Origin of the sequence: Aquamicrobium sp. LC103 (assembly GCF_001014615.2) — a bacterium.
In the GTDB taxonomy this organism is placed as follows: domain Bacteria; phylum Pseudomonadota; class Alphaproteobacteria; order Rhizobiales; family Rhizobiaceae; genus LBCQ02.
The window spans coordinates 1-25,955 of the sequence record NZ_LBCQ02000012.1; the positions used below are offsets into that span (position 1 = coordinate 1).

At 63.4% G+C, this 25,955-nt stretch carries 22 protein-coding genes; 4 read left to right on the top strand and 18 right to left on the bottom strand.

The features are described from left to right. Nucleotides 1-237 (top strand): hypothetical protein (locus tag XW59_RS29535; RefSeq protein WP_206077733.1); only part of this gene is annotated, 237 nt, incomplete at its 5' end. A gap of 227 nt (nucleotides 238-464) precedes the next feature. On the opposite strand, the gene XW59_RS21800 is transcribed toward XW59_RS29535, so the two are convergent. From XW59_RS21800 to XW59_RS21845, 10 genes are all read right to left on the bottom strand, one after another. Continuing rightward, nucleotides 465-1,559, bottom strand: coding sequence for a P1 family peptidase (locus tag XW59_RS21800; RefSeq protein WP_047148074.1), 1,095 nt, complete (start codon nucleotides 1,557-1,559; stop codon nucleotides 465-467). A gap of 135 nt (nucleotides 1,560-1,694) precedes the next feature. Further along, nucleotides 1,695-2,267, bottom strand: a complete 573-nt coding sequence (locus XW59_RS21805; protein WP_047148036.1) for an NADPH-dependent FMN reductase — start codon at nucleotides 2,265-2,267, stop codon at nucleotides 1,695-1,697. Between the two features lie 276 nt (nucleotides 2,268-2,543). After that, the gene (locus XW59_RS21810; protein WP_047148034.1) at nucleotides 2,544-4,112 is read right to left on the bottom strand and encodes an FAD-dependent oxidoreductase; all 1,569 of its coding nucleotides are present in this window, start codon (nucleotides 4,110-4,112) and stop codon (nucleotides 2,544-2,546) included. 470 nt (nucleotides 4,113-4,582) lie between these two features. Further along, nucleotides 4,583-5,383, bottom strand: coding sequence for an ABC transporter permease (locus XW59_RS21815; protein ID WP_047148033.1), 801 nt, complete (start codon nucleotides 5,381-5,383; stop codon nucleotides 4,583-4,585). A gap of 11 nt (nucleotides 5,384-5,394) precedes the next feature. Further along, entirely contained in the window at nucleotides 5,395-6,270 is an 876-nt protein-coding gene (locus tag XW59_RS21820; RefSeq protein ID WP_047148032.1) for an ABC transporter permease, read from the bottom strand. After that, entirely contained in the window at nucleotides 6,267-7,379 is a 1,113-nt protein-coding gene (locus XW59_RS21825; protein ID WP_047148031.1) for an ABC transporter ATP-binding protein, read from the bottom strand. Before XW59_RS21825 ends, XW59_RS21820 begins: the two co-directional genes overlap by 4 nt. A 31-nt stretch (nucleotides 7,380-7,410) precedes the next feature. Beyond that, entirely contained in the window at nucleotides 7,411-8,454 is a 1,044-nt protein-coding gene (locus XW59_RS21830; protein ID WP_047148030.1) for an ABC transporter substrate-binding protein, read from the bottom strand. Nucleotides 8,455-8,490: 36 nt separating this feature from the next. Next, nucleotides 8,491-9,162, bottom strand: a complete 672-nt coding sequence (locus XW59_RS21835) for an RraA family protein (protein WP_047148029.1) — start codon at nucleotides 9,160-9,162, stop codon at nucleotides 8,491-8,493. Nucleotides 9,163-9,176: 14 nt separating this feature from the next. Continuing rightward, nucleotides 9,177-9,980 carry a carbon-nitrogen hydrolase family protein gene (locus XW59_RS21840; RefSeq protein ID WP_082137756.1) on the bottom strand — a complete coding sequence of 268 codons (804 nt, stop codon included), beginning with the start codon at nucleotides 9,978-9,980 and terminating at the stop codon, nucleotides 9,177-9,179. A gap of 110 nt (nucleotides 9,981-10,090) precedes the next feature. Then, nucleotides 10,091-11,005, bottom strand: coding sequence for a LysR family transcriptional regulator (locus XW59_RS21845; protein ID WP_047148027.1), 915 nt, complete (start codon nucleotides 11,003-11,005; stop codon nucleotides 10,091-10,093). 256 nt (nucleotides 11,006-11,261) lie between these two features. Here XW59_RS21845 and XW59_RS21850 point away from each other — a divergent pair, with 256 nt between their 5' ends. Next, nucleotides 11,262-12,713 carry an NAD-dependent succinate-semialdehyde dehydrogenase gene (locus tag XW59_RS21850; protein WP_047148026.1) on the top strand — a complete coding sequence of 484 codons (1,452 nt, stop codon included), beginning with the start codon at nucleotides 11,262-11,264 and terminating at the stop codon, nucleotides 12,711-12,713. Nucleotides 12,714-12,741: 28 nt separating this feature from the next. Here the strand turns inward: XW59_RS21850 and XW59_RS21855 are convergent, their stop codons facing one another. The 8 genes from XW59_RS21855 to XW59_RS21890 form a co-directional block, all read right to left on the bottom strand. Next, nucleotides 12,742-13,245: an Lrp/AsnC family transcriptional regulator gene (locus tag XW59_RS21855; protein WP_047148073.1), complete on the bottom strand. Its 504-nt coding sequence runs from the start codon at nucleotides 13,243-13,245 to the stop codon at nucleotides 12,742-12,744. Nucleotides 13,246-13,296: 51 nt separating this feature from the next. Further along, nucleotides 13,297-14,025 carry a haloacid dehalogenase type II gene (locus XW59_RS21860; RefSeq protein WP_047148025.1) on the bottom strand — a complete coding sequence of 243 codons (729 nt, stop codon included), beginning with the start codon at nucleotides 14,023-14,025 and terminating at the stop codon, nucleotides 13,297-13,299. After that, nucleotides 14,012-15,388, bottom strand: coding sequence for an aminotransferase class III-fold pyridoxal phosphate-dependent enzyme (locus XW59_RS21865; protein WP_047148024.1), 1,377 nt, complete (start codon nucleotides 15,386-15,388; stop codon nucleotides 14,012-14,014). Before XW59_RS21865 ends, XW59_RS21860 begins: the two co-directional genes overlap by 14 nt. Before the next feature lie 155 nt (nucleotides 15,389-15,543). Then, nucleotides 15,544-17,607, bottom strand: a complete 2,064-nt coding sequence (locus tag XW59_RS21870) for an FAD-dependent oxidoreductase (protein ID WP_047148023.1) — start codon at nucleotides 17,605-17,607, stop codon at nucleotides 15,544-15,546. Between the two features lie 14 nt (nucleotides 17,608-17,621). Then, nucleotides 17,622-19,457, bottom strand: a complete 1,836-nt coding sequence (locus XW59_RS21875; RefSeq protein WP_047148022.1) for an ABC transporter ATP-binding protein — start codon at nucleotides 19,455-19,457, stop codon at nucleotides 17,622-17,624. Continuing rightward, nucleotides 19,454-20,311 carry an ABC transporter permease gene (locus tag XW59_RS21880; protein WP_047148021.1) on the bottom strand — a complete coding sequence of 286 codons (858 nt, stop codon included), beginning with the start codon at nucleotides 20,309-20,311 and terminating at the stop codon, nucleotides 19,454-19,456. Before XW59_RS21880 ends, XW59_RS21875 begins: the two co-directional genes overlap by 4 nt. Beyond that, complete coding sequence (locus XW59_RS21885; protein WP_047148020.1) at nucleotides 20,308-21,273, bottom strand: ABC transporter permease; 966 nt, start codon at nucleotides 21,271-21,273, stop codon at nucleotides 20,308-20,310. Before XW59_RS21885 ends, XW59_RS21880 begins: the two co-directional genes overlap by 4 nt. Before the next feature lie 57 nt (nucleotides 21,274-21,330). Then, complete coding sequence (locus tag XW59_RS21890; RefSeq protein WP_047148072.1) at nucleotides 21,331-22,956, bottom strand: ABC transporter substrate-binding protein; 1,626 nt, start codon at nucleotides 22,954-22,956, stop codon at nucleotides 21,331-21,333. A gap of 273 nt (nucleotides 22,957-23,229) precedes the next feature. On the opposite strand from XW59_RS21890, the gene XW59_RS21895 reads away from it, so the two are divergent. Both XW59_RS21895 and XW59_RS21900 read left to right on the top strand, forming a co-directional pair. Further along, entirely contained in the window at nucleotides 23,230-24,492 is a 1,263-nt protein-coding gene (locus XW59_RS21895; protein WP_047148019.1) for a methylaspartate ammonia-lyase, read from the top strand. Nucleotides 24,493-24,503: 11 nt separating this feature from the next. Next, nucleotides 24,504-25,934 (top strand): aldehyde dehydrogenase family protein, encoded by a 1,431-nt coding sequence (locus XW59_RS21900; RefSeq protein WP_047148018.1) that lies wholly within the window; start codon nucleotides 24,504-24,506, stop codon nucleotides 25,932-25,934. Nucleotides 25,935-25,955 lie beyond the last annotated feature (21 nt).

The window sequence follows — 25,955 nt, forward strand, 5'->3', positions numbered from 1 at the left end:
CCGCAAAAGCCGGCGCCGATGGCTTACTTCGAGCCTTCGGCGCCATGCAGTATGGGGCCGATCTCCGAGCCGGAAAACGGCCTTGCCGACCATGCTCTAAAAAAGAACCCGCCGAAGCGGGCAAGTTGGGAGGAACCATCACCGGCACCAAAACGGAGGAGAAACGCCAGTGACAACGATGAATCTACAGTGATTCGTGGAAACGGCGAAGTTGTTTTTAGAACTGTCGGCTATTAATATTCGTTAGTTCAAACTAATATTTCTGTTCCGACTTTGGAAGGGTGCCGGCAACCGCAGATCGCCAAGGTCGGCATTTGCAACAACACCGGGAGAAAGCTCGCCGGACCTTTCCCCTCCATGACGATGCTGGTCGGTTGCCGCCGGTGGCGGGTGCCGTCCGCGGCGTAGCCGGACATTCGTTCGAGCGGAAATCGCGTGCGTGGTGGGTGGCACCGACGCTTCCGCTAGATCCTGCCCGGATAGTCCCGATGTGCCGGGATCTCGTATTCCGGCAGGCTTTCCGCCTGGATGACGGCGCGCGCCACCGCCTGGGCGATGACCAAGGCTGCGATCGCGCCGATCGCGGATACGTCCGCCTCGACGCTGGCCTTGCCGGTCGACAGCGCGAAGATCGTGTCGCCGTCCGACATCGTATGGATCGGATTGATGCTGCGGGCGAAGCCGTCATGCGCCATCTCGGCGATCTTCTTCATCTGCGCCTTGTCGAACGGCACGTTGGTGGCGACGGCGCCGATCGTCGTGTTGGCGCCCGGCGACCTGACGACACGATGACCGTTCATGATCGCCGAGATCGTGTCGCGAAAACCCTTGCCGTCCTCGGCGCGGGCGCCGGCCAGCATCCTGTTGCTCAGCGGGTGGTAGACGTCACCGACCGCGTTCACCGCGACGATCGCGCCGACAACCACCTCTGTTCCAGGCACCGTGAAGCTCGCCGTGCCCAATCCGCCCTTCATGGCGAAGGCCGAACCGAACATCTTGCCGACGGTCGCACCGGCGCCGGCGCCGACATTGCCCTCCGGCGAGGGGTCGGAAGTGGCGGCGAGGCAGGCCTTGTAGCCGGCCTCGGCGTCGGGCCTGATGGTGAAGTCGCCGACGCCCAGATCCATCAGGATCGCTGCCGGCACGATCGGGACGACGCCGGAGCGGAGTTGAAAGCCGAGTTTTCTTTCCTCCAGATAGCGCATCACGCCTGTCGCGGCCTCGAGTCCGTAGGCGCTGCCGCCGGAGAGCAGGATAGCCTGAACCTGTTGGACGGCATTGATCGGGTCGAGGAGGTCGGTCTCGCGCGTGCCGGGCGCGGAGCCTCTGACGTCGACGCCGGCCACTGCGCCTTCCTCGCACAGCAGGACGGTACATCCGGTGGGCCGGCTCGAAAGCGTGTGATGGCCGAGCTTTACGCCGGGGACGTCGACGATCGAGCCGCCCATGAGCGGCGGCACCGTGTCCTCGTCCGAGCTGGAGGATGCCGCCGCGCCGTTGGCGAGGAACGAAGCCGCGCCGAGCCCGACCGCGCCCTTCCCAAATGACCTGCGGTCCATGATCTCCTCCTTCACTGTCACTTTCAAATAAGCGCGACGTTACCGGAGCGACGTAAACAAACTCGCAAGCTGAACGCCGACGGTGGAATGCCGATCGCCATCGGGTGCGGAAGGAGAGCGCCCCGGGAAGACCGATCAGGCCTCGCGCGGCAGGACGGTGCGCACTCTTCTGATGAAGGCGTGAAACTCCGCCATATAATTGCGCAGGAACTCGGCCGTCGATTCGACGGCGACCTTGCCGTCCTCCGAGATCAGCCCCGGCGTGAAGTGAATATAGGCTTCCGGTGCGTTCATCTGCGGCGAATTGCAGAAGCTGAGCACGCTGCGCAGGTTCTGCTGCGCGACCGCGGTGCCGATCGCTCCTATGGATGCGCCGATCACCGCCGATGCCTTGCGGGAAAACGCATTCGTGCCATAGGGGCGGCTTGCCCAGTCGATGGCGTTCTTCAGAGCGCCGGGAATGGCGCGGTTGTATTCCGGAGTGACGAACAGGATGGCATCCTGGCGGGCGATCGCCTTTTTGAAGTCGAGCGCGACCTGCGGATAGTCCGCGTCATAGTCCGGGCTGTAGAGCGGGAGATCGCGGAACGAAATCTCCGTCATGTCTAGCTCTTTCGGCGCAAGCAGCGTCAGCGCGGTTGCAAGCTTGCGGTTGATCGAGGTGCTGGAAAGGCTTCCGATCAAATAGCCAACTTTGTAGTCGGTCATCGCATTTCTCCTTTTCCGATGCTTTTTGCGTGGTCTCGGCTTCGGAAGACGCATCGTATCATCGTCGGTTCGGAAGTTTCCGATCCGCTGCTCGGTGCGGCCGTTCCGCGGCGGATGAAGAAGGGTTTGCGATCCATTGCGATGCTCTCGCGTCGTTGGCGACCGTGGCGCTCGAGGAACAGAAGCAATCCGTTCATTAAAGGCCTAAATCCGTCGGAATTCCAGCCGTCATGAAAAGCGGCCGCGCCACGACGACGTGATCGCGTGGCGTCCGGCTTATGCCTTGCCATTTTGCAGCGCCTCAGACAGGCGCAATCCCAGCGCAACTCCCGTCAGCGTCGGATTGGCGAAGCCGGTGGAACGGAAGGCGGCCGCGCCGGCGACGAAGAGATTGTCGGTGCCGAAAACCCTGAGGTCGGCATCGACGACACCGTCGGCCGGCGAGGCCGCCATGCGAGCCATGCCCATATGGTGATAACCATCGTCCGCGCGCGACAGAAAGGCCGGGTCGCGGTCGAGCAAATGATTGTCGAGGTCGATCTCGGCGAGTCCCTCCCGCTGCAGGAAGTTCGCGACCGCGATGGCGAAGCTTGCCATGGTCTCGAGTTCCGCCCCGTCGATCTGCCAGTTCATTTCGACGATGGGCATGCCCAGCGGATCGGCTTTGTCGGCGAGGCGCAAACCGCTGCGTGAAAGGCCGATCTGCTCGCTGGTCAGGCGCAGGCGAATCCCCTTTTCGCCGGGATTGTAGATGCGGCGATGGCGCAGGTAGCGCGTCGCCACGGGTATCGCCGCCCGCGTAAGGGAGACGATCCTGCGCGAGCCCCGGAAGACCCGGCCGTCGATCTTCCGGTTGAGCAGGTCGCGCGCGACGCCCTTGAGCCAGATCAGCTCTTCATCGTTGGCCGATTCCGAAACGAAATGGGCGGCGATTCCGAGGAAACTGCCCTCGCGCTGCGCGCCTTCGGTGAGTTTCAGCTTGGGGAGATATTTCAGTCCGTCGAGCACGGCCGCATCGAACAATTGATGGAAGCGTTTGCGATCGAGGAGCGCGACCTTGCCGGCATAGGCGTCGACATGGTCGCTAAAGCCACGCCCCAGCCAGGGATTGCCGGCCCAGGGCGCCATCGAGGAATTGGTGAGCGGCATGGAGAGCAGGCGCGCTATCTCGATCGTGCCATGCGCGAGGACAAGTTTTTGAGCGCGGAGCCTGTGCTTACCGTCGCCGTGGGCGACCACCACACCGATCTGCTTGCCGTTCTCGTCGCTCCAGAGGCCGACCACGGGCGCATTGGCGACAACCCGGAGATTGTCGAGACGGGCGATGTCCCTCGCGAAAAGTTTCGCGAAGTTGGGCTCCGGCGTCCAGCGGGTGAAGAAGAATTCCAGGTTTTTTCCGGTCTCCGGCGGCGTGATCGTCAGCCTTTCCCAGACCTCCCGGTCCTCCAGCCGCCTCTGCATGCCGAAAAGGTCGAAGGCGCGTTCGTAAGCGGAGTCGAGATCCGTTCCCTTGATTGGCCACCCGCCGGCGCCGAGCCAGTCGCGGTTCTCGAACACGATCGGGTCGAGGCGGACGAGTTGCCCGCCCCAGAGATTGGTCGTGCCGCCGAGCGCGCGAACCCGAGCTTCATGCAAGCCGGCCAGTTGGCGGCCGATGCATGCCGCGCTTTCGAAATAGTTCTGGCTCATGCCGTCGACGTCCCTCCCGCCTGCTTCGAGCAGCAGCACCTGCTTGCCACGCCGCGCGAGGTCCACCGCCATTGTAAGGCCGACCGCGCCCGCGCCGACGATGACGATTTCGGGGCTTTCCGGAAGTTGGGATACGTCGCTGAAGTCGGTGAGCATCAAAACGGCTCCATCTATTCAATTAATTCCCCGCTCGGCCTCGGAACGCCTCCCGGATCGGGAAAGCTGCCGGACAACGGGATAAAACAGGTTGCGAAGAAGGATCGGGCCTTGTCGGAAGAAACGATCAGTCCGAAAGGCGAGGGAGGCTGCCTGCTCGATTACGAAAACAGCGTTCCGGCCCGCGGTCGGGCCGGAAGGGCCACGACGTTTCGATGAGAACCGGGGAAACAGGAGGGCTCGGCGGGATTTGGCAATTCCATCTCCTCAAAGAATGTAGCCACCACCGCCTGCACATGACGTACCGTCATTTATGTTGCGCTGCAACCAAAAATGCCCGCTCGATCCACAGCCGAGATTTCGCAGACCGCGGAGGAACGGCTGGAAGGGCAGTGAAATTGCTGCAGCGCGAAAAGATGCCTGTCCGATCGCCCGCGAGATGCCTCTCCGGCGATCGGATGTCGTTTTGACTATTTCTTCTCGACGAAAGTCTTCGTCAGTCCCATCGACCGATCGACGATCAGCACGACCGCGAGCGTCACGATGATCAGCAGAACCGACACCGAGGCGACCAGCGGATCGGCCCGTCTTTCGACATGGTTGAAGAGCTCGACCGGCAATGTCGTCAGGCGTGGGCCGGTGAGGAACAGCGTAATCACCACTTCGTCGAAGGAGACGAGGAAGCAAAGCGCCGTGGCCGCGACGATACCGGGCGTCATCATCGGCAGGGTCACCCGCCGGAACACGGTGAGCGGTTTCGCGCCGAGCGAGGATGCCGCCTCCTCGCATGCCATATTGGCGGCTCCGAGGGACACCGCCAGCACGCGCAGCGCATAGGGCAGGGTGACCACGAGATGCGCGATCACCAACCCGTGGAAGGTGGCGAGCAGCCCGATCGAGGCGAACACGATGAGGATCGCCAGGCCGAGCACGATCGTCGGCAGCAGCAGGGGCGCTGTGAACAGGTTGAACAGGAACTCGGAACCGGCGGTCTTCAACCTCACGATCGCATAGGCGGCCGGCACCGCGATAAGCAGCGAGAGCGCGGTGACGATCGCCGCCAGCACGAAGCTGGTCGAGAAGGCCGAGATCATCACCGTGTTCGATGCGAGCGCCGAATACCAGCGCAGCGACCATGAGCTAGGCGGGAAGGCGAGTATCTGGTCGCCGCTGAAGGAAATGGGGAAGACCAGGAGGACCGGCGCAAGCAGGAACAGGAAAAGAAGGGTGACGAGAATTCCCATCGGCAGGGAGGTGCGGTGCATTTCCATCGTATCGATTCCTAGTCGATCGCGCGCAGCACGCGCGAATAGGCGCCGAGCGCGGCTCCGAAGATGATGAGGACCAGCATCGACAGCGTGGCCGCGAGCGGCCAGTTCAGGGTGACGATCGCCTGGTCGTAGATCTCGGTCGCCAGCAGGAAGACCCGGCCGCCGCCCATCAGCTTCGGTGTGATGAAGGACGAGATCGACAGAACGAAGCAGAGCAGGCATCCGAGCGCGATGCCGGGCAGGGTAAGCGGAAGGATCACCCTCGCGAAGGTTCGGAAAGGTGTCGCGCCAAGCGTCCGGGCCGCCTCCTCGACGCGCGGGTCGAGACGTCCGAAACCGGCGAGCAAGGCAAGGATCATGTAGGGCATCAGGATTTCCGAAAGCCCGACGATCACGCCCGTCAGATTGAACATCAGCCGAGGCGGCGTGAAGCCGAGCGCGGCGATCGTCTGCACCACCGGTCCCTGGTCGGAAAGGATGGCGATCCAGCCATAGGTTCGCACCACGGCGGAGGTGAGCAGCGGCGAGATGACCAGCACGGTCAGGAAGGTACGCCAGCGGCCGCTGGAGCGATGCAGGTAGAGCGCGATCGGATAGGACAGCACCAGCGTGATCAGGGTGATCAGGAGGCTGACACCGATCGAATTCACGACGAGGCCGAGATAGAAGCCGTCGCTGACCAGGCTCTGCCAATTGGCCAGGGTGAGGGCTTCGCCTATGCCGCCGCCGGGCAGTGCTTCGTTGAAGGACATGCGGGCGAGGTTGAGCACCGGTATGATGAAGCCGACCGCGTTGACGAGCGCGATCGGCAGGAGCAGCATCACGGCGAGGCTTGCCGTGCTCGGAGCCTTGGAGGAAGGGGAAGCGAAGGTCGCGGCTACGCTCATTGCCCGCTCCCGAACGCCATCGTGTCCTCGACCCGCCAGGAAAGCGTGACCGGCGTGCCCGCGGCCGGCAGCTGCTGATTTCCGGTGGTCGAAGCTTCCGCGATGACCTCGGCATCGCCAATGCCGACATGATACTGGATCACGTCGCCCACGAAGGTGATCCTGCACAGGACGCCGGAGAGACGATTGACGTCATCTTTCGTCTTCGCCTGCCCCGTCCAGTCCACTTCTATTCGGTGCGGGCGCACCATGATCTCGGCCGGACCCGGGGCAAGTCCTGCCGCGCTGCGGATGACGTCGCCGCCGATGTCGATCGCACCGTCTCCGTTCGCAGTTCCCGAAAGCCGGATCGTGCGGCCGACGAAGGATGCGACGAAGGGCGTTGCGGGACGCTCGTAAACGTCCACCGGCGTTCCGATCTGCTCGACACGTCCGTTGCGCATCACGACGATGCGGTCGCACATGCTGAGCGCCTCAACCTGGTCGTGGGTGACGAAGACGGTCGTGATGCCCACCTGCTGCTGGATATCCCGGATCTGGGTGCGCATTTCGTCGCGCAGCTTGGCGTCGAGGTTGGAGAGCGGTTCGTCGAGAAGCAGGATCGACGGTTTGACGACCAGGGCGCGAGCAAGCGCGACGCGCTGCTGCTGGCCGCCCGACAGTTCCCGCGGACGCCTCTCGGCCAGCTTGTCGAGCTGAACCATGGCGAGCGCCTCCTTCACGCGGCGATCGATCTCGCCGCGCGGGATGGACCGCATCTCGAGGCCGAAGGCGACGTTCCTGGCGACCGTCATGTGCGGGAAGAGCGCGTAGCTCTGGAACACCAATCCCATGTCGCGCCCGTGAGGCGGAACGGCGGTCAGGTCCGTTTCCCCGACCGTGATACGGCCGCCGCTCGTGGGCACCAGGCCCGCGATCATGCGCAACGTCGTCGTCTTGCCGCATCCCGAAGGGCCGAGGAGGGCGACGAGTTCGCCCTTCCCGATTGCGAGGTCCAGCGACCTGACGGCTTCGAAGTCGCCATAGGTCTTCGATACGCCTTCCAGCCGCAGATAGGCGTCCGGATCGCCTTGTGACGCTTCCGCCGCGAAGTTCTTCTGGTGCATCATCTCTTGTCTCCTCGAGGCCATTGCGGAACGGTCAACGGCTGAGCGGGATGATGCGCCTGCGCCACTGTTCGGTAATGCCGTCGCGGATCTTCGCGACCTCGAGCCAGTCGATATCGATCATCTTGTCCATCGAGCCTGCCGCGGTGCGTTCCAGCGCCTGTTCGGAGATCTGCGCCTTCGAATTGGTCGGCGCGTAGAACATCTCCTCCGTGAACGCGGCTTGCGCCTCGGGGCTCAGGGCATAGTCGACGAAGGTCTTGGCGGCTTCGCTGGCTGGGCCATCCTTGACGAGGTTGATCGTGTTGATCTGGAAGCCGCTGCCTTCCTGGGGAAGCGCCACACCCTGCTTGCCGTCGGATTCCTGCGAATAGACCTGCGCACGCGCGTTCCAGCCGATGCCGATCGCGGCCTGTCCGCTGGCAATCGGCTGATAGACGTCCGGCTTCGGGTCCCAGGTCTGTACGTTCGGCGCGAGCGTGCCCAGCTTCTCGATGCCGGCATCGACGCTCTCCTTGTAGTCGCCGCCGCCAGCCATCTGGTTGGCGATGATGGTGAGCGTCGTGCCCTGGATGTCAGGGACGGCGGGAATGACGACGCGGCCGGCGTATTTCTCGTCCCACAACGCCTCCCAGGAGGTCGGAGCCTCCTTAACCTCGTCGGTATTGTAGAGGATCACGAGATTGTCGAAGGTGACGCCCACGCCCGCCACGCCTTTCGAACGTGCCGCGGGATAGAGGTCGGCGACATGCGCCGTCACGCTCTCGTCGATGGGGACGAAGAGGCCTTCGTCGGTGGCGGCCTTGGCGACCGAGACGTCAAGGATAGCCACGTCGATCTGCGGGCTGGATTTCTGCGCGCGAAGCGTACCGAGCATCTGTGCCGAATTGGCCATCGGATAGAACTGCACGGTTATGTCGGGATGTTTTTCCATGAAGGGCTCGAGCACGGCCTTCGTGTAGTGGTCCTGGAATATGCCGCTGTAGCCCGTGAGCGTGACGGTTTCGGCCATGGCCGAGCCCGAGCCGGCCAGGGCGATCGCGATTGCGGCTAGCAGAGTTTTCCTCGTTTTTCTCATTGTCGTCCCTTTCTCTGGAGGTTTCAGGAAGTCGCGTCAGGCGACGCGACGTTTTTCGTCGTCGACCAGCTTGGTTGCCCCGGAAATGTCGGGCAGATACTCACCCCCGCGCAGCCGCTCGAGCAGCTTTATTTCCGCTTCCTGCATGCCCAGCGCCTTTTCGGTCGCCCATTCCGCCTGCCGCGGTGAAAGCACGAGCACGCCGCTTTCGTCGGCGATGATCGCGTCGCCGGGGCTGACGACCTGGCCGCCGACCGTCACCGGCACGTTGATCGCCCCTTCGAGGCCGAGGATTTTCGTGGTGATCGGCGACGGGCCGCGGCACCACATCGGCATCTCGACCTTGCGGATCTCGGAGAAATCCGTGGCCGGGCCGTCGATGACGGCGCCGGCTATGCCGGCGATCTTCATCGCATGGGTGACGACGCCGCCCCAGCAGGCGTGGCGTGTATCGCCGCACCTGTCGACGACGACGAAATCACCGGGCCGGACGATTTTGGTGAGATAGTGGAGGATGGTGGAATCGGCGTGCGGCAGCCGGATGGTGACCGCCGTTCCCGCGACGCGCTTTTCAGGAAGCACGGCGCGGATCTCCCGGTCGATGAAACCCGAATGCAGGAAGTGGCCGACCGTCGCGGTTTCCACCTTTTCCATCCTCGCGACGAGTTTCGGATCGATCTGCGCGGGCATGTCGCGAACTTCGAACATGAGGCAGGTCCTCTTCAAATCACGTGATGCTGGGCAACGGGGACGTCGGCACGGACGCGTCCGACATAGCCGAGGTCGAGACGGGCGCTTGTGGTGCCGACCCCGTCGGAGCATTGGGCGACGATGTGCCCCCACGGGTCGATCACCATGGAGTGACCCCAGCACCATTTTTTCCCGTCGGCATGCGACAGCGCCTGGCCGACTGCGAGGAAATATGTCTGCGTCTCGATGGCTCGTGCCCGCGCCAGGACTTCCCAGTGATCCTTGCCGGTCATGAGCGTGAAGGCGGCGGGCAGGACGATGACGTCGGCACCGGCGTCGCGCAGCTTGCGGAACAGTTCGGGGAAGCGGATGTCGTAGCAGATCGCGCAGCCGACCGTCGTGTCGCCCACCTTGTAGGTGACGATCTCCTCGCCGCGGCTGATCGTGTCGGACTCGCGGTAGCTGGTGCCGCCGGGAGCGTCGATGTCGAAGAGATGCATCTTGCGGTAGCGCGCCAGCTCCTTGCCGTCTGGGCCGAACACGACCGTCGTGTTGTAGTGGGCGTTGCCCTCCTTCTCCACGACGCTTCCGGCATGGATAGTCACACCGTGCCTGGCAGCGAGGCCGGACATGAGGCTGTATGCCTCGCCGTCCGGAAAGGTCTCGCCATTGTCATGGATGTTGCTTCGGCCTTCGCCGAGAAATGCGTAGTATTCAGGCAAGACGATGAGATCGGGAGCTTCCGACTTGACCGTCTCCTCGACGAGACGCGCGGCCTCCTTGAGGTTTTGGGACTTGTCTTCCCGGGAGTTCATTTGGACGAGACTGACTTTCAATTTAAATCCTCCTTGGTGGAGGAAGAAATCTGTCGGACTCTCCAGGGGGGTACAAACGACAAAAAATTGCCTCGGCCCATAGGTTTTTCTTATAGGTGCCGGAACGCGGCTCACCGTTCCGGGCGGCGGAAGGCGCCGCTTCCGCTGAATTCCAGCGCGACCTCGCGGGCCATGCGCGCCAGCATCGCCGGGATGAGATTGTCCTGATGGTCGGCATAGACGGCATGCATGTCCAGCGGATGGAACTGTGGCGTGACGTCGAGCTCGACGAGCGCGCCGCTGGCGAGATGGTCGCGCAGGATGTCGGCGGGCAGGGGGGCGATGCCGATGCCGTCCATCGCGAGCCGCATGATGGTGGCAAGCGAGTTCGAGTTGGATATCGGCGGGGGTTCGATGCCCAGCTCGTGGAACTGGTGCAGCAGACGATGATGCGGCAGGCTGTCCTTGGAAAAGGCGAGGATCGGATACTCCGCGAGCTCGGCGAGGCCGAGAGGCCGCCCCGCGAGACCGAATTTGGGGCTTGCAACCCATATGCATCTCGCCGAGCCGAGATCCACATTGGTGAGCCCTTGGCTGACCACGGGTCCCATGAGAAGCGCCAGATCGATCTTCCTTTCCATGACGTCGCGGGCGACGTTCAGGCTCGTATCCACGTTCAGGTCGAAGATCACGCCGGGATAGACCTCCTTCACACGTTCGATGAACAGGGGCAGCCAGGCATGGGTGATGGAGTCAATCGTGCCGATGCTGACCGAGCCCTTGAGGCTCGCCTGGCCCGAAACCGCCTCCCGGAATTCCGCGGAAGCGATCAGCAGGTTTTCGGCCTTGTCGAGGGCCTTCTGGCCGACAAGCGTCAGCCGGACGCAGCGGACGTCGCGATCGAACAATTGCACGCCGAGATCGCGTTCGAGCGTGGCGATGCGGTTTGAGATGGCAGCCTGCGTGGTGTTCAGCTTCTCCGCCGCGGCGCTGAAGCTTCCAAGCCGCGCCACCCAGAGGAATGTCTCGACAAATCGCAGGTTCAATTGGTTTGGCCTCCCTACCGGTTGTCGATCCGATTCAAGCTTAGTTCACGCGGGAGACGGGAGCCAGCGCGTCCATGCGCTGTTTCTAAAACGTGACCGACGACGGTGCTGCGGCGTGAACCGGTAAAGCCGTCGACAAAGGCGATCTTGAAACATTCTCCCCGCGGGTCGGGATGCAATCCGCACAAACTGCCGGCTGCCGCTGCTAGCTTCGGTGTCGAAACATCGGGTTGCAGTGCAGTCGTGGAGAAAAGGCATGTTTGAAGGGCTGAAGGATCGTTCGCTTCTCGTGGAGCGCTGCTATGTCGGCGGCGAATGGATCGCTTCCGCTTCGGGCTCGACGATAGCGGTCACGGATCCCGCGACCGGACGGGAAATCGCCCGCGTGCCCGCGCTCACCGCCTCCGAGACGTCGAGCGCCCTCGCGGCCGCGGAAGCGGCTGGGAGTGAATGGGCGGACGTGCCTGTTTCCCGCCGCGCGGCGCTGCTTGAGCAATGGCATGGGCTGATCCTCGACAATCGCGACGATCTCGCCCTCATCATGACGGCCGAGCAGGGCAAGCCGCTCGCCGAGGCGCTCGGCGAGATCGGCTATGCCGCCTCCTTCGTGAAGTGGTTCGCCGAGGAAGCGCGTCGCGGCTATGGCGAGATCATTCCGTCGCCTGCCGGCGATCGCCGTATTTTCGCGTTGCGCGAACCGGTGGGGCTTTCCGTGGCGATCACGCCGTGGAACTTTCCCGCCGCCATGATCACCAGAAAGGCGGCCGCCGCGCTGGCCGCAGGCTGCGCGATGGTGGTCAAGCCTTCCGAACTCACGCCGCTGTCCGCGCTGGCGCTTGCCCTGCTCGCCGAGCGCGCCGGCATTCCGGCCGGCGTCCTCAGCGTCGTTACCGGCATGCCCGACCAGATCGGTCCGCAATTCACCGGCAGCGACAAGGTTCGCAAGCTCTCCTTCACCGGCTCCACCAGGGTAGGTCGGCTGCTGATGCAGGAATGTGCTCCGACCCTCAAGCGCCTGAGCCTCGAGCTCGGGGGCAATGCCCCGTTCATCGTCTTCGACGATGCCGATCTCGATCTTGCCGTGGCCGGGCTGATGGCGAGCAAGTTCCGCAATGGCGGCCAGACATGCGTCTGCGCCAACCGCGTGCTGGTGCAGCGGGGCGTCTACGCGGAATTCGCCGGACGGCTGGGTGCCGCGGTGAAGAAGCTCAAGGTCGGCAATGGCTTTGCGCCCGACACGACCATAGGGCCGCTCATCAATGCCGCAGCCGTCGGGAAGGTGGAACGCCATGTCGTCGACGCCCTGGAGAAAGGTGCCGTTCAATTCGCTGCCAGCGAATGCGCACCAGGCGGAAACTTCGCCGCCCCGCTGGTGCTGACCGATGCAAATCCGGACATGGTGCTCGCGCGCGAGGAGACATTCGGCCCGGTGGCTCCGCTGTTTTCCTTCGGCGACGAGGCCGAGGCGGTCGAGCTCGCCAATGCCAGCGAAAGCGGCCTCGCGGGTTATTTCTACAGCAACGACATGCGCCGGATCTGGCGCGTTGCGGAGCGGCTGGAAACCGGAATGGTCGGCGCGAATACGGGAACGATCTCGATCGAGGTGGCGCCGTTCGGCGGGATCAAGCAATCCGGCTTCGGGCGTGAGGGCGCCCGTCAGGGCATGGAGGAATATCAGTCAGTCAAGACGCTGCATCTGGGCCTTTGATCAAGGTTCGGGATGCCGGCCGTCGTGATCAGAAGTCGTTCTCCGTATACGCCATCAGCTCCTTTATCGGCGGCGCCGATTTGATGATCGGCGACTTGATCACGATGTAGCTGAAGTATTTTTCGATGCCGATGTTGCGGTCGAGCAGCGTTTCCATCATCTGCTGGTAGTGGTTCACGCTGCGCACCACGAAACGTACCAGATAGTCGTAGCCGCCGCTTATCAGATGGCACTCCTGCAGTTCGGGCACGTTCTTGATGCTGGCTTCGAACTTGATGAAGTTTTCCCTGCGATGGTCGCTGAGAGTGATCTCGGTGAAGACGGTCATCGTCTCCAGAAGCTTGGAGACGTTGATCTGCGCGCCGTAGCCCCGGATGATACCGGCTGCTTCCAGCCGCTTGACCCGTTGCAGGCAGGGGCTGGGAGACAGCCCCACCGCGTCGGCGAGGCTTACATTGCTCATCCTGCCATCCTGCAGAAGATGAACGAGAATGTTTATGTCGATCCGGTCGAGCTTGGGTAGTGCTACCATCGCATTTCCATAAAAATTGGGCTGCATCGATGTGCAGCCCAAGGAAAACCGTCAATCTCCGGCGCGAAGTTCTTCCTGATGCGCTTTAACGAGATCGGCCATGCTGTTGAATCTGAAATCGTATTTTGGCATGTCGCCTGGATGCATCGTCGCCCCGAAGCCGTCGCGATCGTGGCGGCGGTAGATCCACGCGGACGCCAGGCCGAAATTGTTCGCCGGCTTGTGGTCGTGGAACATGCTTTCGGCCGTGTGCAAGATATCCTTCTTTTCGTAACCGCGTCTGCCGAGCATCTCCAGCATATATTCGAAATTGGCCGGCGCGGGCTTGTAGGAACCTATGTCCTCGGCGGTGTAGACGCCGTCGAAATCGACCTGCAGGCGGCGGTTCGATCCCGCGAAGCTCATATTATCGACGTTGGACAGGATCACCAGCTTGTAGTGGCGCTTTAGGTAGTTGAGCGCGCCGGCGGAATCCTCGAATGCCGGCCAATGCTCGACGCTGCGGCCATAGTCGATGCATTCCGCCCAGGAAACCGAAGCGCCCCATTCCTCCGCGAGGCGGCGGTATGTCGAGGCCAGGATGTCCCGATAGTTCCTGCCGGGCGTCTGCTTCTGCTGGAAGGATTCGTGGCGGGCGTGCGCTTCGAGGATCTGGTCGCGGCTGAGCTTGGTCGACAGCCGGTCGGTCAGCGGGCGCAGCGCTTCGACCATGCCGCTTTCCCAGTCGATCAGCGTGCCGTAGCAGTCGAACGTCAATACCTTGAAGTCAGTTAGTCGCATCACGGATATCCTTCAGTTCAAGAACCTCGTTGAGGGTGGATTCAAGCCGTTCGACGATCAGATCGACTTCGTCCAGCGAGCAGGTCAGGGGCGGGGCGAGGCCGATTATGTTGTCGGCGAACGCCCGGAAGATCAGGCCGTTCTTGTAGCCGATCGTGGCCAGACGGTCAGCCAGATTGATTTCCGCGTCATGCTTGCGCTTCGTCTCCTTATCGGCCACGAGTTCGATCCCGGCAAGCAAGCCGCGCGAACGAACATCGCCGACCAGCGGATGAGCGAGAAGATCGCGGAGCCGCGTCTCGAAGTGAAGCCCCGATTTCTGGCCGTTGGCGAGGATGCCGCCGTCGGTATAGAGGCGGATCGCTTCGAGACCCACCGCAGCGCTGACTGGATGGCCCGAATAGGTGAAGCCGTGCCCGATCGCGGCCCCCTCGGGCGCGCGGTCCGCGATGGTGCGGTAAACTCTCTCCGACAATATGGTCGCGCCCATCGGCGCATAGCCCGCCGTCAGGCCCTTGGCGACCGTCATGATGTCCGGCGCGACGCCTTCCGCCTCGCAGGCGAACATCGGCCCGGTGCGGCCGAAGCCCGTAATCACCTCGTCGGCGACGAACAGGATGTCGAGGTCGCGGCAGGCCTCTCGCATGGCGGCGAGCCATCCTTGCGGCGGCACGATCACGCCTCCGGATCCTTGCACCGGCTCGCAGAAGAACGCAGCGACGTTTTGCGCGCCCAGCTCATCCACCTTGGCGCGCAATTGCGCCACGGAGTCGGCGATCACGTCCGCATCGGCGCCGGTGCGGTGGCGATAGGGGTAGGGCGAGGGGATGTGGTGCTGGTCGGGTGCGGGCAGGTTGAAATTCGCATGGAAGGACGAGAGGGCCGTTAGCCCCGAACCGACGGTGGACGAGCCGTGATAGCCGCGCTGCAGCGCGATCATGTGCCGCTTTTCCGGTTTGCCGGCGACATTCCAGAAATAGCGGATGAACTTCACCGCGCTGTCGACCGCGTCCGACCCGCCGAGCGTGAAATAGACATGGTCGAGATCGCCGGGCGTGAGTTCGGCGATCCGGGCGGCAAGGCGAACGGCGGGCTCGCTGGTGAAATGGAAGTAACCGGTGGCGTAGGGAAGTTTCGCCATCTGCTCGGCGGCGACATCGACGATGGTCTTCTGCCCGTAGCCGACATTGACGCACCACAAGCCCGCGAAGCCGTCGAGCAGCCTGTGGCCGGAACTGTCCGTCACATAGCATCCGTCTCCCGAAGCCAGCACGGTCGCGCCGCGGCGCTCATGCGTCTTCCACGACGTTACCGGATGAATCAGGTGATCGTGGTCCATGTTCAGGAGGCTGTTCGAAAGCATTTTTCGTATTCCATTGTCTTCTCTGCCGGCCAACCTAGCCCATTGAAATTCCATGGGGTGCTGCGTCGGCGATCCTTTCGGCAGAAATGTTCGTTATCTCGAGATGCCGCACAAGTTTCTGCTGTCGAAGATCGGATGTTGGACGAGCGTCGTCTTCAGAACGTGATGCAGAGACGCAGCGCGTCGTAGATGGCGGCGTGGAGCGACCTGCTGGTGACGGCATCGCCGATGCGGTAGAGTTCGAAGCCTTCGGCACCTGCCGGTCGCGGCTGCTTTCTTATTGCAAGCAGCGCATCCTGATCGGTGACGCCCTTGTTCACCGACATGTCGCGCAGGCCGTCGAAAACGTCCGTCATCGGGACGGTGCCGTGTTCGACGACCACCTGCGCGGTCCTGAGCACCATTTCCTTGCCGGTGAGCTGATGCCGAAACGTCGCATCGAGTGCATTGTCGGCCTTGCGTACCTTCTCGAGCTTGTATTCCTGGATGACAGGCACTTCCAATTCGGCGAGTTGCTTGCGGTAAGTCGTGCGCGACTGATATTCCATTTCCGGTGCGAGAACGGGATCGAGCGTGACCAGCCGCACCGCATGGCCGCTTCCGACCAGATGCACCGCCGTGGAAGGAGCCGGATGGCGCCCGGTTCCGTCATAGATCACGATGTCGTCGCGTGCCTGCGTCGGCTCCAGCAGGACGTCCCAGACACTGGTGCAATGCTCGGCACCGTCGATCCAGTCCATATCGGGGATGCCGCCGGTGGCGACGACCACGATGTCGGGGTTCTCGGCGAGCACGTCGTCCGGCTCCGCGTAAAAATCGGTGCGGATATCGACGCCCAGATGCTGCAGCTCGCTCTCCCGCCAATCGACGACGCCGTACATGTCGCGCCGCCATCCCGCCTGGGCGGCCGCGATCATCTGGCCGCCAACCTTGCTTGCGGCCTCGAAGAGGACCACCCTGTGGCCGGCCTCGGCGCTGACGCGAGCCGCCTCCAGACCGGCGGGACCGCCACCCACAACGACGACTTTGCGACCGGGGGTTTGCGATTGCTCGATGACCTGCGGAAGCTGCGTCTCGCGGCCGGTCGCGGCGTTGTGCACGCAGGCCACCTTGCGATAGAGGCAGTGCGAGGCGCCCACGCAGGGGCGGATGCGGTCTTCCTCGCCGCGCATGAGCTTGTTGACGATCTGCGGATCGGCGATGTGGGCGCGCGTCATGCCGACCATATCCACCAGCCCCTCGGCGACGGCGAAGCGCGCCGTCGAGAGATCGGCAATCTTGGCCGCATGGAAGACGGGCAGCCTGGTATGCTGCTTGAAGAGACCAACTGGCTTGAGGAACGGCGCGAGCGGCTGTGCCATGCTCGGGATGTTGAACGTAAGGAGCGCCAGCTCGGTATCGAGCCTGCCGAAAATGCAGTTGAAGAAGTCGACGTGTCCTTCGCGCTCGAAGAGCTCGGCCGCCTTCAGGGCATCCTCGAAGGTCAGCCCGTTCTCGTCTGCCTCGTCGATATCGTAGCGTATGCCGACAATGAAATCGTCGCCGACCTGCTTGCGGATCTCCTCGTGGACCATGAGACCGAAGCGGGCGCGGTTCTCGATCGAGCCGCCGAAGCCGTCGGTACGGAAATTGGTCAGGGGGGAGAGGAACTGGCCGATGAGATGCCCGCCGGTCATCGTCTCCAGACCGTCCAGACCACCTTCCTTGCAGCGCCGTGCTGCCTCGCCATACTGCTTGACGACGCGCTTTATGTCGTGCGCGTCCATCTCGCGCGAGAAGCTGCGATGCCCGACCTCACGCAGTCGGGACGGGGCGATGTTGGGCAGCCAGTTGACGACCGACGAGTCGGCGCGCCGGCCGAGATGGCTGATCTGGATCATCAGCGCGGCGCCATGGGCGTGGATGCGTTCGGCAAAGCTCTGGAAATGCGGAATGACGGCGTCGGCGGAAACGTCCATCTGGCTGCCGCCCCAGTTGGAATCCGGCGCGATCATCGACGAGCCGCCGAACATCGTCAGCGCGAGCCCTCCCCTGGCCTTCTCCTCGTGATAGCGCTGGTAGAGCTCCTTCGGCATGGCACCGTCATCCAGCGTTGCCGCGTGGCTGGTGCTCATGATCCGGTTCTTCAGGGTGAGATGGCGGATCCGCAGCGGCTGAAGCAACGGGTCCTTCTTGAGCCTGGCGGAGAGGCTTGCTGTATCGGGTGTGACGACTGTCATGATCTCAAGGTGGCCTATCCCACCGCTTGCAGTTTCTTGTTCGAAAGCGTCTGATCGGTCGCGAGTTCCGCTTCCGCGCGATGGCAGCGGATCTGCGAGCCCTTGGCGAGCTGCAGCGCCGGTGGAGCCGTGCGGTCGCACTTGCCCTCGATGCGGTAGGCGCAGCGCGGAAAGAAGTTGCACCCGGCTTCCGTCTGCAGCGGGCGGAATCCCGGTTCGATTGCATCGATGCCGTCCAGCCATCCCGTGCGCAGCTTGGGCACGGATTTGATCAGCAAGTCCGTGTAGGGATGCATCGGCGCCCGGTCGAGCGCGACACGCGGGGAGAACTCGGCCATTCGCCCGCCGTAGAGAACCAGCACGTCGTCGCAGATTGCCGACACCGTGCCGAGATCATGGCTGATGAACATCATGGAGAGGCGGAGCTCCTTGCGCAGTTCCGCCAGCAGATCGAGCACGGTGCTTGCAACGACCGTGTCGAGGGCCGAGGTGACCTCGTCGCACAGGAGCAGGTCGGGCTTCGCGGCAAGCGCGCGGGCGAGATTGACCCGCTGTTTCTGACCGCCGGAGAGCTCGGCCGGCTTCCGGTCGATCACGCTGGACGGCAGCTTGACCATGTCGAGAAGCTCGCGGACGCGCCCCGCGCGTTCGCCACGGGCCCCGAGACCGTAGAAGTCCAGCGGCCGGCGCAGGATCTGGCCGATGGTCTGGCCCGGATTGAGCGCCGTATCCGCCATCTGGAAGACGATCTGCGTCGCTCGCCGCTGTTCCCGCGTCCTGCCGGCGTCTCGCGAGATCGGAAGGGCTTCCCCGTTCATGTGCACCGTGCCTTTGGCGGCCGGCATGATGCCGGCGATGACGCGCGCCAATGTGCTCTTGCCGGAGCCGGATTCGCCGATGACGCCGAGCGCCTTGCCTTTGCCGATGTCGAAGGAAATGTCGTGCAGGACCGGAATTTGCGGCATGCCGTCGGATTTGATGGCGCCGTAGCCGGCGGTGAGCCCTCGCACGGACAATATCGGACCGGCGGACGCATCGGCGTCGGGAGCTTCGCGCAGCGCCGGCTCGGCTGCTGCCAGAAGCTCCTTCGTATAGTCGTTGTCGGGAGCGGAAATGATGCGGCCAGCATCGTCGAGCTCCTGCAGCCGGCCATTGCGCAGCACCGCGATGCGGTCCGCGATTTGCGCGACCACCGCGAGATCGTGCGAAACGTAGATCGCGGTCGCCTGCCGCAATCGCACGACATTCTTGAAGGCTTTCAGGACATCGATCTGCGTCGTCACGTCGAGCGCGGTCGTCGGCTCGTCGAGTATTACCAGGTCGGGATCGTTGATCAGCGCCATTGCCGCTATCAGCCGCTGGAGCTGTCCGCCCGAAACCTGATGCGGATAGCGCTCGCCGATCGTGTCGGGCGAAGGCAGGGCGAGCTGGGCGAATATTTCGCGCGCCCTGGCTTCCGCCTGCGTACGGCTCATCGTGCCGTGGATCAGCGCGCTTTCGACCACCTGGTTCATGATGCGGTAGGCGGGATTGAAGGCGGCCGCCGCGCTCTGCGGGATATAGGCGATCCTGTCGCCGCGGAGCTTTTCGAGCTTGTGCCGCGGCGTGGCGAGGACGTCGAGGCTGCCGACCCGGACTTCGCCGGCGTCGAAACGGCATCCCGAGCGCGCATAGCCCATCAGCGACAGCGCTATCGTCGTCTTGCCGGAACCGGATTCGCCGATGAGGGCAAGCACCTCGCCCCTGCCGACGGAAAACGAAACGTCGGATACGATGGGCGTGTCGCGGCCGTGGTCGTCGCGGACGCTGACGGTCAGGTCGGAAACCTCGACGAAGGGTGCACTGGTCATAGTTCGGAGCTCCCGGCCTTGCTGAGATCGGAGAAGCTGTCGACGATCAGGTTGACCGCGAGCGCCAGCGATACGATGCAGATCGCGGGCAGGAAGACGGCCGGTGCGCCCAGGCCGAGACCGGCGAGATTTTCGTAGACCAGCGTTCCCCAATCGGCGTTCGGCGGCTGAACCCCGAGGCCGAGAAAGCCGAGGCCGCTGATCAGCAGCATGATATAGATGAAGCGCACGCCGAAATCGGTGAGCACGGGCGGCATCATGTTGGGCAGGACTTCACGCAGCATGAGATAGCCCATGCCTTCGCCCCTGGCACGCGCTACCTCGATGAAATCCATGACCACGACGTTGACGCTCGCCGCTCGGGCGACGCGATAGATGCCCGGCGTATAGAGAAAGGCCGCAACGCCGATCAGCACCGGCACCGTCGAGCCGAGGCCGGCTATGATGACCAGCGCGAAGATCGTGCTGGGGAGCGAGATGATGGAATCCATGATGCGGCTGAGGATGTTGTCGGCCCATCCGCCCGCCACCGCCGCGAACAGCCCGAGCGTCGTCCCCGCGAAGGAGGCGAGCATCGTGGCGGCGATCGAGACGCCGACCGTGTAGCGCGCGCCGTCGATCACCCGGCTGAGCATGTCGCGTCCCATGTAGTCCGTGCCGAAGGGAAAGGTGCCGCTGATCGGACCGAAGACGCCGTTCATGTCGACGATGCGGCCGGGGCGATGCGGGGCGAGCCAAGGCGCGAAGACCGCGACGACGGCCCAGAGCAGGACGATCGAGACGCCGATCCAGCCCAATACGGTCAGCCGCGGCAGATAGCGCCGCGAGACCTGGTTTTCGACGGCGATGCTCATTTCGCTCCTCCTGTGCGCAGGCGGGGATTGGCGAGGATCGCCGCGACGTCGGCCACGGTCACCAACAGCAGATAGCCGGCGCAGAAGATCATCGCGCAGGCCTGCACGAGCGGCAGGTCGCGGGTCGAGACGGCATCGACCATCAGCTTGGCCACGCCCGGATAGTTGAAGATGATCTCCACGAAGATGACGCCGCTGAGCAGCGAGTTGAGTGCAAGTGCGGCGGAGTTCAGAATGGGCCCGAGAGCGTTCGGGAAGGCGTGGCGGAGCACGATACGCAGCCGGCTAGCCCCCTTGAGCGTGGCCATCTCGACATAGGAGGATTGCATCGCCGAGAGCAGCGCGGCGCGTGTCATCCTCGCCATCTGGGCGACGACGACGAAGCTCAGGATGGCGATCGGCATGGCGAGCACGCGCAGCACGCCCCAGAAGTCCTGCGCGGTGTTGAGATTGGCGAGTGCGGGCAGCCAGCCGAGCTGGACGGAAAATATGAGGACCGCCAGCGTGGCGACGAAGAATTCCGGCGTGGACATGCCCAGTACGGCGAGCGTGCTCGTGAGGCGGTCGTAGATCGAGCCGCGCCAGATGGCGGCGCTCACGCCGAGAAACAGGGCCAGCGGGACCGCGATCGCCGCCGTCAGGGCGCCGAGGAACAGCGTGTTCGGCATTCGCGAGCCGATGATCTCGAAGACCGGCAATTTGTTGACCAGCGAATTCCCCGCGTCGCCCGTCAGCATGCCGCCGAGCCATTCCACGTACCGGACGGGAATCGGGCGGTCGAGACCGAGCGTCTGACGCAGGCCGTCGACCGTCTCCTGGGTGGCGTATTGCCCGAGAATGGCCTGCGCCGCATCGCCCGGCAGCACCGATGTCGTGAAGAACACCAGGGTCGCGACGATGAACAGGATGATGATCGTCAGCCCGATGCGTTGGGCAATAAGTCGAATGATAAGTCCGTCCATCGTTCAATCCGAAGTTGAACCGCCCGGCTGCCCGCCGGGCGGCAAGGATGCGAAGGCTCAGGCCTCGAGCCAGACGTGCTCCGCGAAATTATAGCCCATCATGTTGCCGGTCGGGATCGGGACCAGCCCTTTCAGCGAGGCGTGATGCGCGTCGAGATTGCTGTAGAATGTCGGGATGGCGGTGCCGCCGAATTCGTGGATCAGATACTGCATGTCCGCATACATCTGCCTGCGTTTGTCGAAATCGGCTTCGACGCGCGCGGCCAGAAGCAACTGATCGAACTTCTCGTTCTTCCAGCCGGCTTCGTTCCAGGCCGCATCCGACTTGTAGAGAAGCGACAGCATCATGTCCGCGGTGGGGCGCGGCGTGAGCGTTCCGAAGCCGAGCGGCACCTTCATCCAGTAATTGGACCAGTAGCCGTCGATCGGCACGCGCTGCAGTTCGATGTTGAGGCCGAGATCGGCCGCGTCCTGCTGCATGATCGTTCCGATCTCGATCGAGGCGCGCGCCGTTTCGGAGACGACCATCGGTATCGTCGTGCCGAGAACGCCGGCCTTCTCGAAATGGAATTTGGCCTTCTCCGGATCGTATGGCCGCTGCGGAAGGTCAGCGGCGAAGAACGGGTTCGTCGGATCGATCGGGTGATCGTTGGCGATCACCGCATATTCGCGGAAAACCGAATTGCGAACCAGTTGCCGGTTCATCAGGTACTTCATGCCGAGCACGAAATCCGCATTGCCGGTCGGCTGGCTGTCCTGGCGCATGATCATGTCGGTGTACGTGCCGCCCTTCGTCTCGAAAAGCCGCATGTCCGGATTGGCCTCGAGCTGCGGGATGGAGCGCGGATTGATCGTGGTCGTGAGTTGCACGTCGCCGGAGAGAAGGGCGTTCAGGCGCGCGTTCTCCTCCGACAAACCGAAGAACTCGATGGCGTCGAGATAGGGCTGGCCATCTTTCCAGTAGTCCTCGTTGCGCACGGCGAGGGAGCGGACGCCCGGCGTGAACTCCTCGACCTTGTACGGGCCGGTGCCGACGGGTTTGGCGAAATCGGTCTGCCCGTCCTGGATGATCAGGAAATGCGGCGTTCCAAGCAGCACCGGCAGGTCGGCATTGCCGGCCACCAGCGTGATTTCCAGCTCGGTCGGACTGGCTGCCCGCGCGCTTTCGATCTGGCCGGAAATGACGTTGGCCTTCGAGCCTACGTTCGGATCCTTGTGGCGCAGCAGCGAGTAGACGGCATCCTGCGCGCTGAAGCCCTTTCCGTCGTGGAAGCGCACGTCGTCGCGCAGCTTGAAGGTCCAGACCTTGCTCGTGCCGTCGTGATCCCACGAGGAGGCGAGGCCCGGTTGGGCGGCCAGCTTGCTGTCGAGCGTCGTGAGGCCGTTGTAGAACATGAACCCGCGGCTGTAGTCGGTCGAGTTGCCGAACACGGCGGGATCGAGCGTGTCGGCATTGCTGGAAACGCCGCCGGCCACGCGCAGGGTTCCGCCCTTCTTGGGCGTTTCCGCATAAGCCCGCGTCACGCTCGACAGAACGGTGCCTGCTACGCCGGCTCCGATGCCTGCGGCAACGAGGCCGCGCAGCACGTCCCTGCGGGTCGCGCCATTGCGTGCGAACGCCATGATTTCACGCTGATCCGCGGAGTTGAGAAATCCGTGACCGGGAACGAGAATCCTTTTCATTGTCCTCTCCATTGTGAGGAACCGCCCGGCTTGTGGATTGGAACTCAGGGTCCGCCGTGGTGATCGGTTCGATGTCCGCGAGAAGCACGAAGCGTGCCTTCTGGAATGGGATCGTAGCGAGCAGAAGCGCCGTATGGATTGCAAAAATCAGGATCGAAACAGCGTCATCATGCTTTGCTGGGGGTGAAAATTAGCAAAAGCTACCGCATCGCCGTCCCTATCATGCCCGCGCAGGCGTTGCCGCGAGCGATGCCCAACAGAGGGACGGTTTTCATGAAGATTGCAAAGGCTTTGTTCTCGGTCGGAAGATCGAGTTTCGTGCACCAGGATCGCGAGGCGATCCGCAGGGGAGCGAAGCCGAACGGCTATCTCTTCGATGGCGAACCGGTACTGCCCGGCTTCGACGCGATCACGCAGGCGGCCGAGATCGTTTCGGTCATGCTCGTTCTGGACGACGGCCTGATCGCGCATGGAGATTGCGCCGACGTAATTCTCGCCGGCTATGCCGGCCGCGACCGTCCGTTCAAATCGGTCGAGCATATGGAGACGCTGAAAAAGCACATCGCGCCGCTACTCGTCGGCCGCGAGCTTTCGAGCTTTCGCCCGCTCGCCGAGGAGTTCGACCGGTTGACGGTCGACGGCAAGCCGCTGCACATGGCCGTGCGCTACGGTATTACCCAGGCGCTGCTCCACGCCGTGGCGTTGGCGCGCCGCGAGCAGATGGCGGAGGTTGTCGCGCGCGAATACGGCCAGCGGATCGTCAATTCGCGCATCCCCATCCTCTCCTCCTGCATGCGCGACAACTACAACCTTCACGACAGGATGATCCTTAAACGGGCTGATATCCTTCCGCATTCCTCCTTCGGAGACATCGATCTGCATATCGGCCGCGACGGTCGGCTCTTCCTCGATTACGTGACCAAGTTCAGGCGCCGCGTGCAGGAGATCGGCGCGCCGGACTACAAGCCGCAACTTCATTTCGACGTCTATGGCAGTATCGGCCAGCTCTTCGAGGAGGATGTCGAGCGGACGGCGGACTATCTCGGCCGGGTCGCGGATGCGGTCGCGCCCTTCGACCTGATGATCGAATCGCCCTTCGTGCTGGATTCGCTTTCCGCCCAGATCGAGATTTTCGGGCGCTTGCGGTCGGTGCTCGGCCGCAAGGGCATCAATTGCACGATCATCGCCGACGAATGGTGCAACACGCTCGAGGACATCCGAGCCTGGGGCGAGGCCAAGGCCACGGACATGGTGCAGATCAAGACGCCCGACCTCGGCGGCATCAACAACACGATCGAGGCCGCGATCTATTGCAACTCGATCGGCATGGCCGCCTATCTCGGCGGCACCGCCAACGAAACCGACCAGTCGTCGCGCATCACCACCCATATCGGGCTGGCCACGCGACCGACATTCCTGCTTTCGAAGCCCGGCATGGGCGGTGACGAGAGCTTCGCCCTGCAGATCAACGAGATGAGCAGGACGCTGACGATCCTCGGCGCTGCCGGCTGCCCGTTGCTCGACGCGGCGGCGTGAGGAGCATCCAGATGAAAAATGCCCTGAAGTTCTTCATCGACGGCGAGTGGGTCGATCCCGCGGTGCCGGCGACCATCGACGTCGTCGATCCCGCGATCGAGGAAGCCTTCGCGACGATCAGCGCCGGCTCGGCGGCCGATGTCGATCGCGCCGTGGCGGCCGCGCGCCGCGCCTTTCCGTCCTATTCGCGGACCACTCCCGCCGAGCGGCTGGAGCTGATAAAGCGTATCCTCGTCATCTATGAGCGGCGCTTCGAGGAGTTCGCGCAGGTGATGTGCCGCGAGGTCGGGACTCCGATCCGCGATGCCCGCGCAACGCAGGCTTTTCTCGGTCCGGCGCATCTCAAGAAGCTGATCGAAGTGCTTGAATCCTATGAATTCGAGCATCTGGCCGGAACCACCATGGTGGTGCGCGAGCCGATTGGCGTATGCGGCCTGATTACGCCGTGGAACGTCCCGATCAACCAGATCGTGACGAAGGTCGGGCCCGCATTGGCGGCCGGCTGCACGATGGTGCTGAAGCCGAGCGAGGTGGCGCCGCTCAATGCCGTTCTCTTCGCCGAGGTGCTCGAGGAGGCGGGCGTTCCCAGGGGCGTGTTCAACCTGGTCAATGGCGATGGCCCGAATGTGGGAGCGGCCATTTCAGCGCATCCCGACATCGACATGGTGTCGTTCACCGGCTCCACGCGCGCCGGCATCGCGATCGCCAAGGCGGCCGCCGACACCGTCAAGCGGGTCGCGCAGGAGCTCGGCGGCAAGTCAGCCAACATCCTTCTCGACGATGCCGATTTCGAGGCGGCGGTGGCGAAAGGCGTTCGCTCATGCTTCAGCAATTCGGGTCAGGCGTGCAGTTCGCCCACCCGCATGCTGGTGCCGGAGGGAAGGCTTGCGGAAGTCCGCGCGATCGCGAGGGCAACCGCCCTCCAGGTGCGCGTCGGCTCGCCGCAGCGCGACGATGTCGACATGGGACCGGTCGTCAACAAGGCTCAATACGAGAAAATCCAGGAGATGATCGCCTCGGGTATCGAGGAGGGCGCTGAACTTCTCGTCGGCGGCCTGGGTCGGCCGGAGGGGCTGGAGCGGGGCCACTATGTGCAGCCGACCATATTCGCCGGCGTGCGGTCCGATATGCGCATCGCCCGCGAGGAAATCTTCGGACCGGTCCTCTCCGTCATGACCTATCGCGACGAGGACGAGGCGGTGGAGATCGCCAATTCCACGATCTACGGGCTCGCCGGCTACGTCCAGTCGGGCAGCGTCGATCATGCGCGCTCGGTCGCGCGGCGCATTCGTGCCGGACGCGTCCACATCAACTATCCCGACATGGACCGGCTGGCTCCGTTCGGCGGTTACAAGCAGTCCGGCAACGGCCGCGAGAACGGCAAGTACGGGCTGGAGGAATTCACCGAGCTCAAGGCCCTGATCGGCTACGGCGCCGAATAGCAAAAAACATCAATCGGAGAA

Coding starts and splice junctions, on each gene's coding strand:
- XW59_RS21800 (WP_047148074.1), bottom strand. CDS start 1,559: ATGGACCGCAGGTCATTTGGGAAGGGCGCGGTCGGGCTCGGCGCGGCT.
- XW59_RS21805 (WP_047148036.1), bottom strand. CDS start 2,267: ATGACCGACTACAAAGTTGGCTATTTGATCGGAAGCCTTTCCAGCACC.
- XW59_RS21810 (WP_047148034.1), bottom strand. CDS start 4,112: ATGCTCACCGACTTCAGCGACGTATCCCAACTTCCGGAAAGCCCCGAA.
- XW59_RS21815 (WP_047148033.1), bottom strand. CDS start 5,383: ATGGAAATGCACCGCACCTCCCTGCCGATGGGAATTCTCGTCACCCTT.
- XW59_RS21820 (WP_047148032.1), bottom strand. CDS start 6,270: ATGAGCGTAGCCGCGACCTTCGCTTCCCCTTCCTCCAAGGCTCCGAGC.
- XW59_RS21825 (WP_047148031.1), bottom strand. CDS start 7,379: ATGATGCACCAGAAGAACTTCGCGGCGGAAGCGTCACAAGGCGATCCG.
- XW59_RS21830 (WP_047148030.1), bottom strand. CDS start 8,454: ATGAGAAAAACGAGGAAAACTCTGCTAGCCGCAATCGCGATCGCCCTG.
- XW59_RS21835 (WP_047148029.1), bottom strand. CDS start 9,162: ATGTTCGAAGTTCGCGACATGCCCGCGCAGATCGATCCGAAACTCGTC.
- XW59_RS21850 (WP_047148026.1), top strand. CDS start 11,262: ATGTTTGAAGGGCTGAAGGATCGTTCGCTTCTCGTGGAGCGCTGCTAT.
- XW59_RS21855 (WP_047148073.1), bottom strand. CDS start 13,245: ATGGTAGCACTACCCAAGCTCGACCGGATCGACATAAACATTCTCGTT.
- XW59_RS21860 (WP_047148025.1), bottom strand. CDS start 14,025: ATGCGACTAACTGACTTCAAGGTATTGACGTTCGACTGCTACGGCACG.
- XW59_RS21865 (WP_047148024.1), bottom strand. CDS start 15,388: ATGCTTTCGAACAGCCTCCTGAACATGGACCACGATCACCTGATTCAT.
- XW59_RS21870 (WP_047148023.1), bottom strand. CDS start 17,607: ATGACAGTCGTCACACCCGATACAGCAAGCCTCTCCGCCAGGCTCAAG.
- XW59_RS21875 (WP_047148022.1), bottom strand. CDS start 19,457: ATGACCAGTGCACCCTTCGTCGAGGTTTCCGACCTGACCGTCAGCGTC.
- XW59_RS21880 (WP_047148021.1), bottom strand. CDS start 20,311: ATGAGCATCGCCGTCGAAAACCAGGTCTCGCGGCGCTATCTGCCGCGG.
- XW59_RS21885 (WP_047148020.1), bottom strand. CDS start 21,273: ATGGACGGACTTATCATTCGACTTATTGCCCAACGCATCGGGCTGACG.
- XW59_RS21890 (WP_047148072.1), bottom strand. CDS start 22,956: ATGAAAAGGATTCTCGTTCCCGGTCACGGATTTCTCAACTCCGCGGAT.
- XW59_RS21895 (WP_047148019.1), top strand. CDS start 23,230: ATGAAGATTGCAAAGGCTTTGTTCTCGGTCGGAAGATCGAGTTTCGTG.
- XW59_RS21900 (WP_047148018.1), top strand. CDS start 24,504: ATGAAAAATGCCCTGAAGTTCTTCATCGACGGCGAGTGGGTCGATCCC.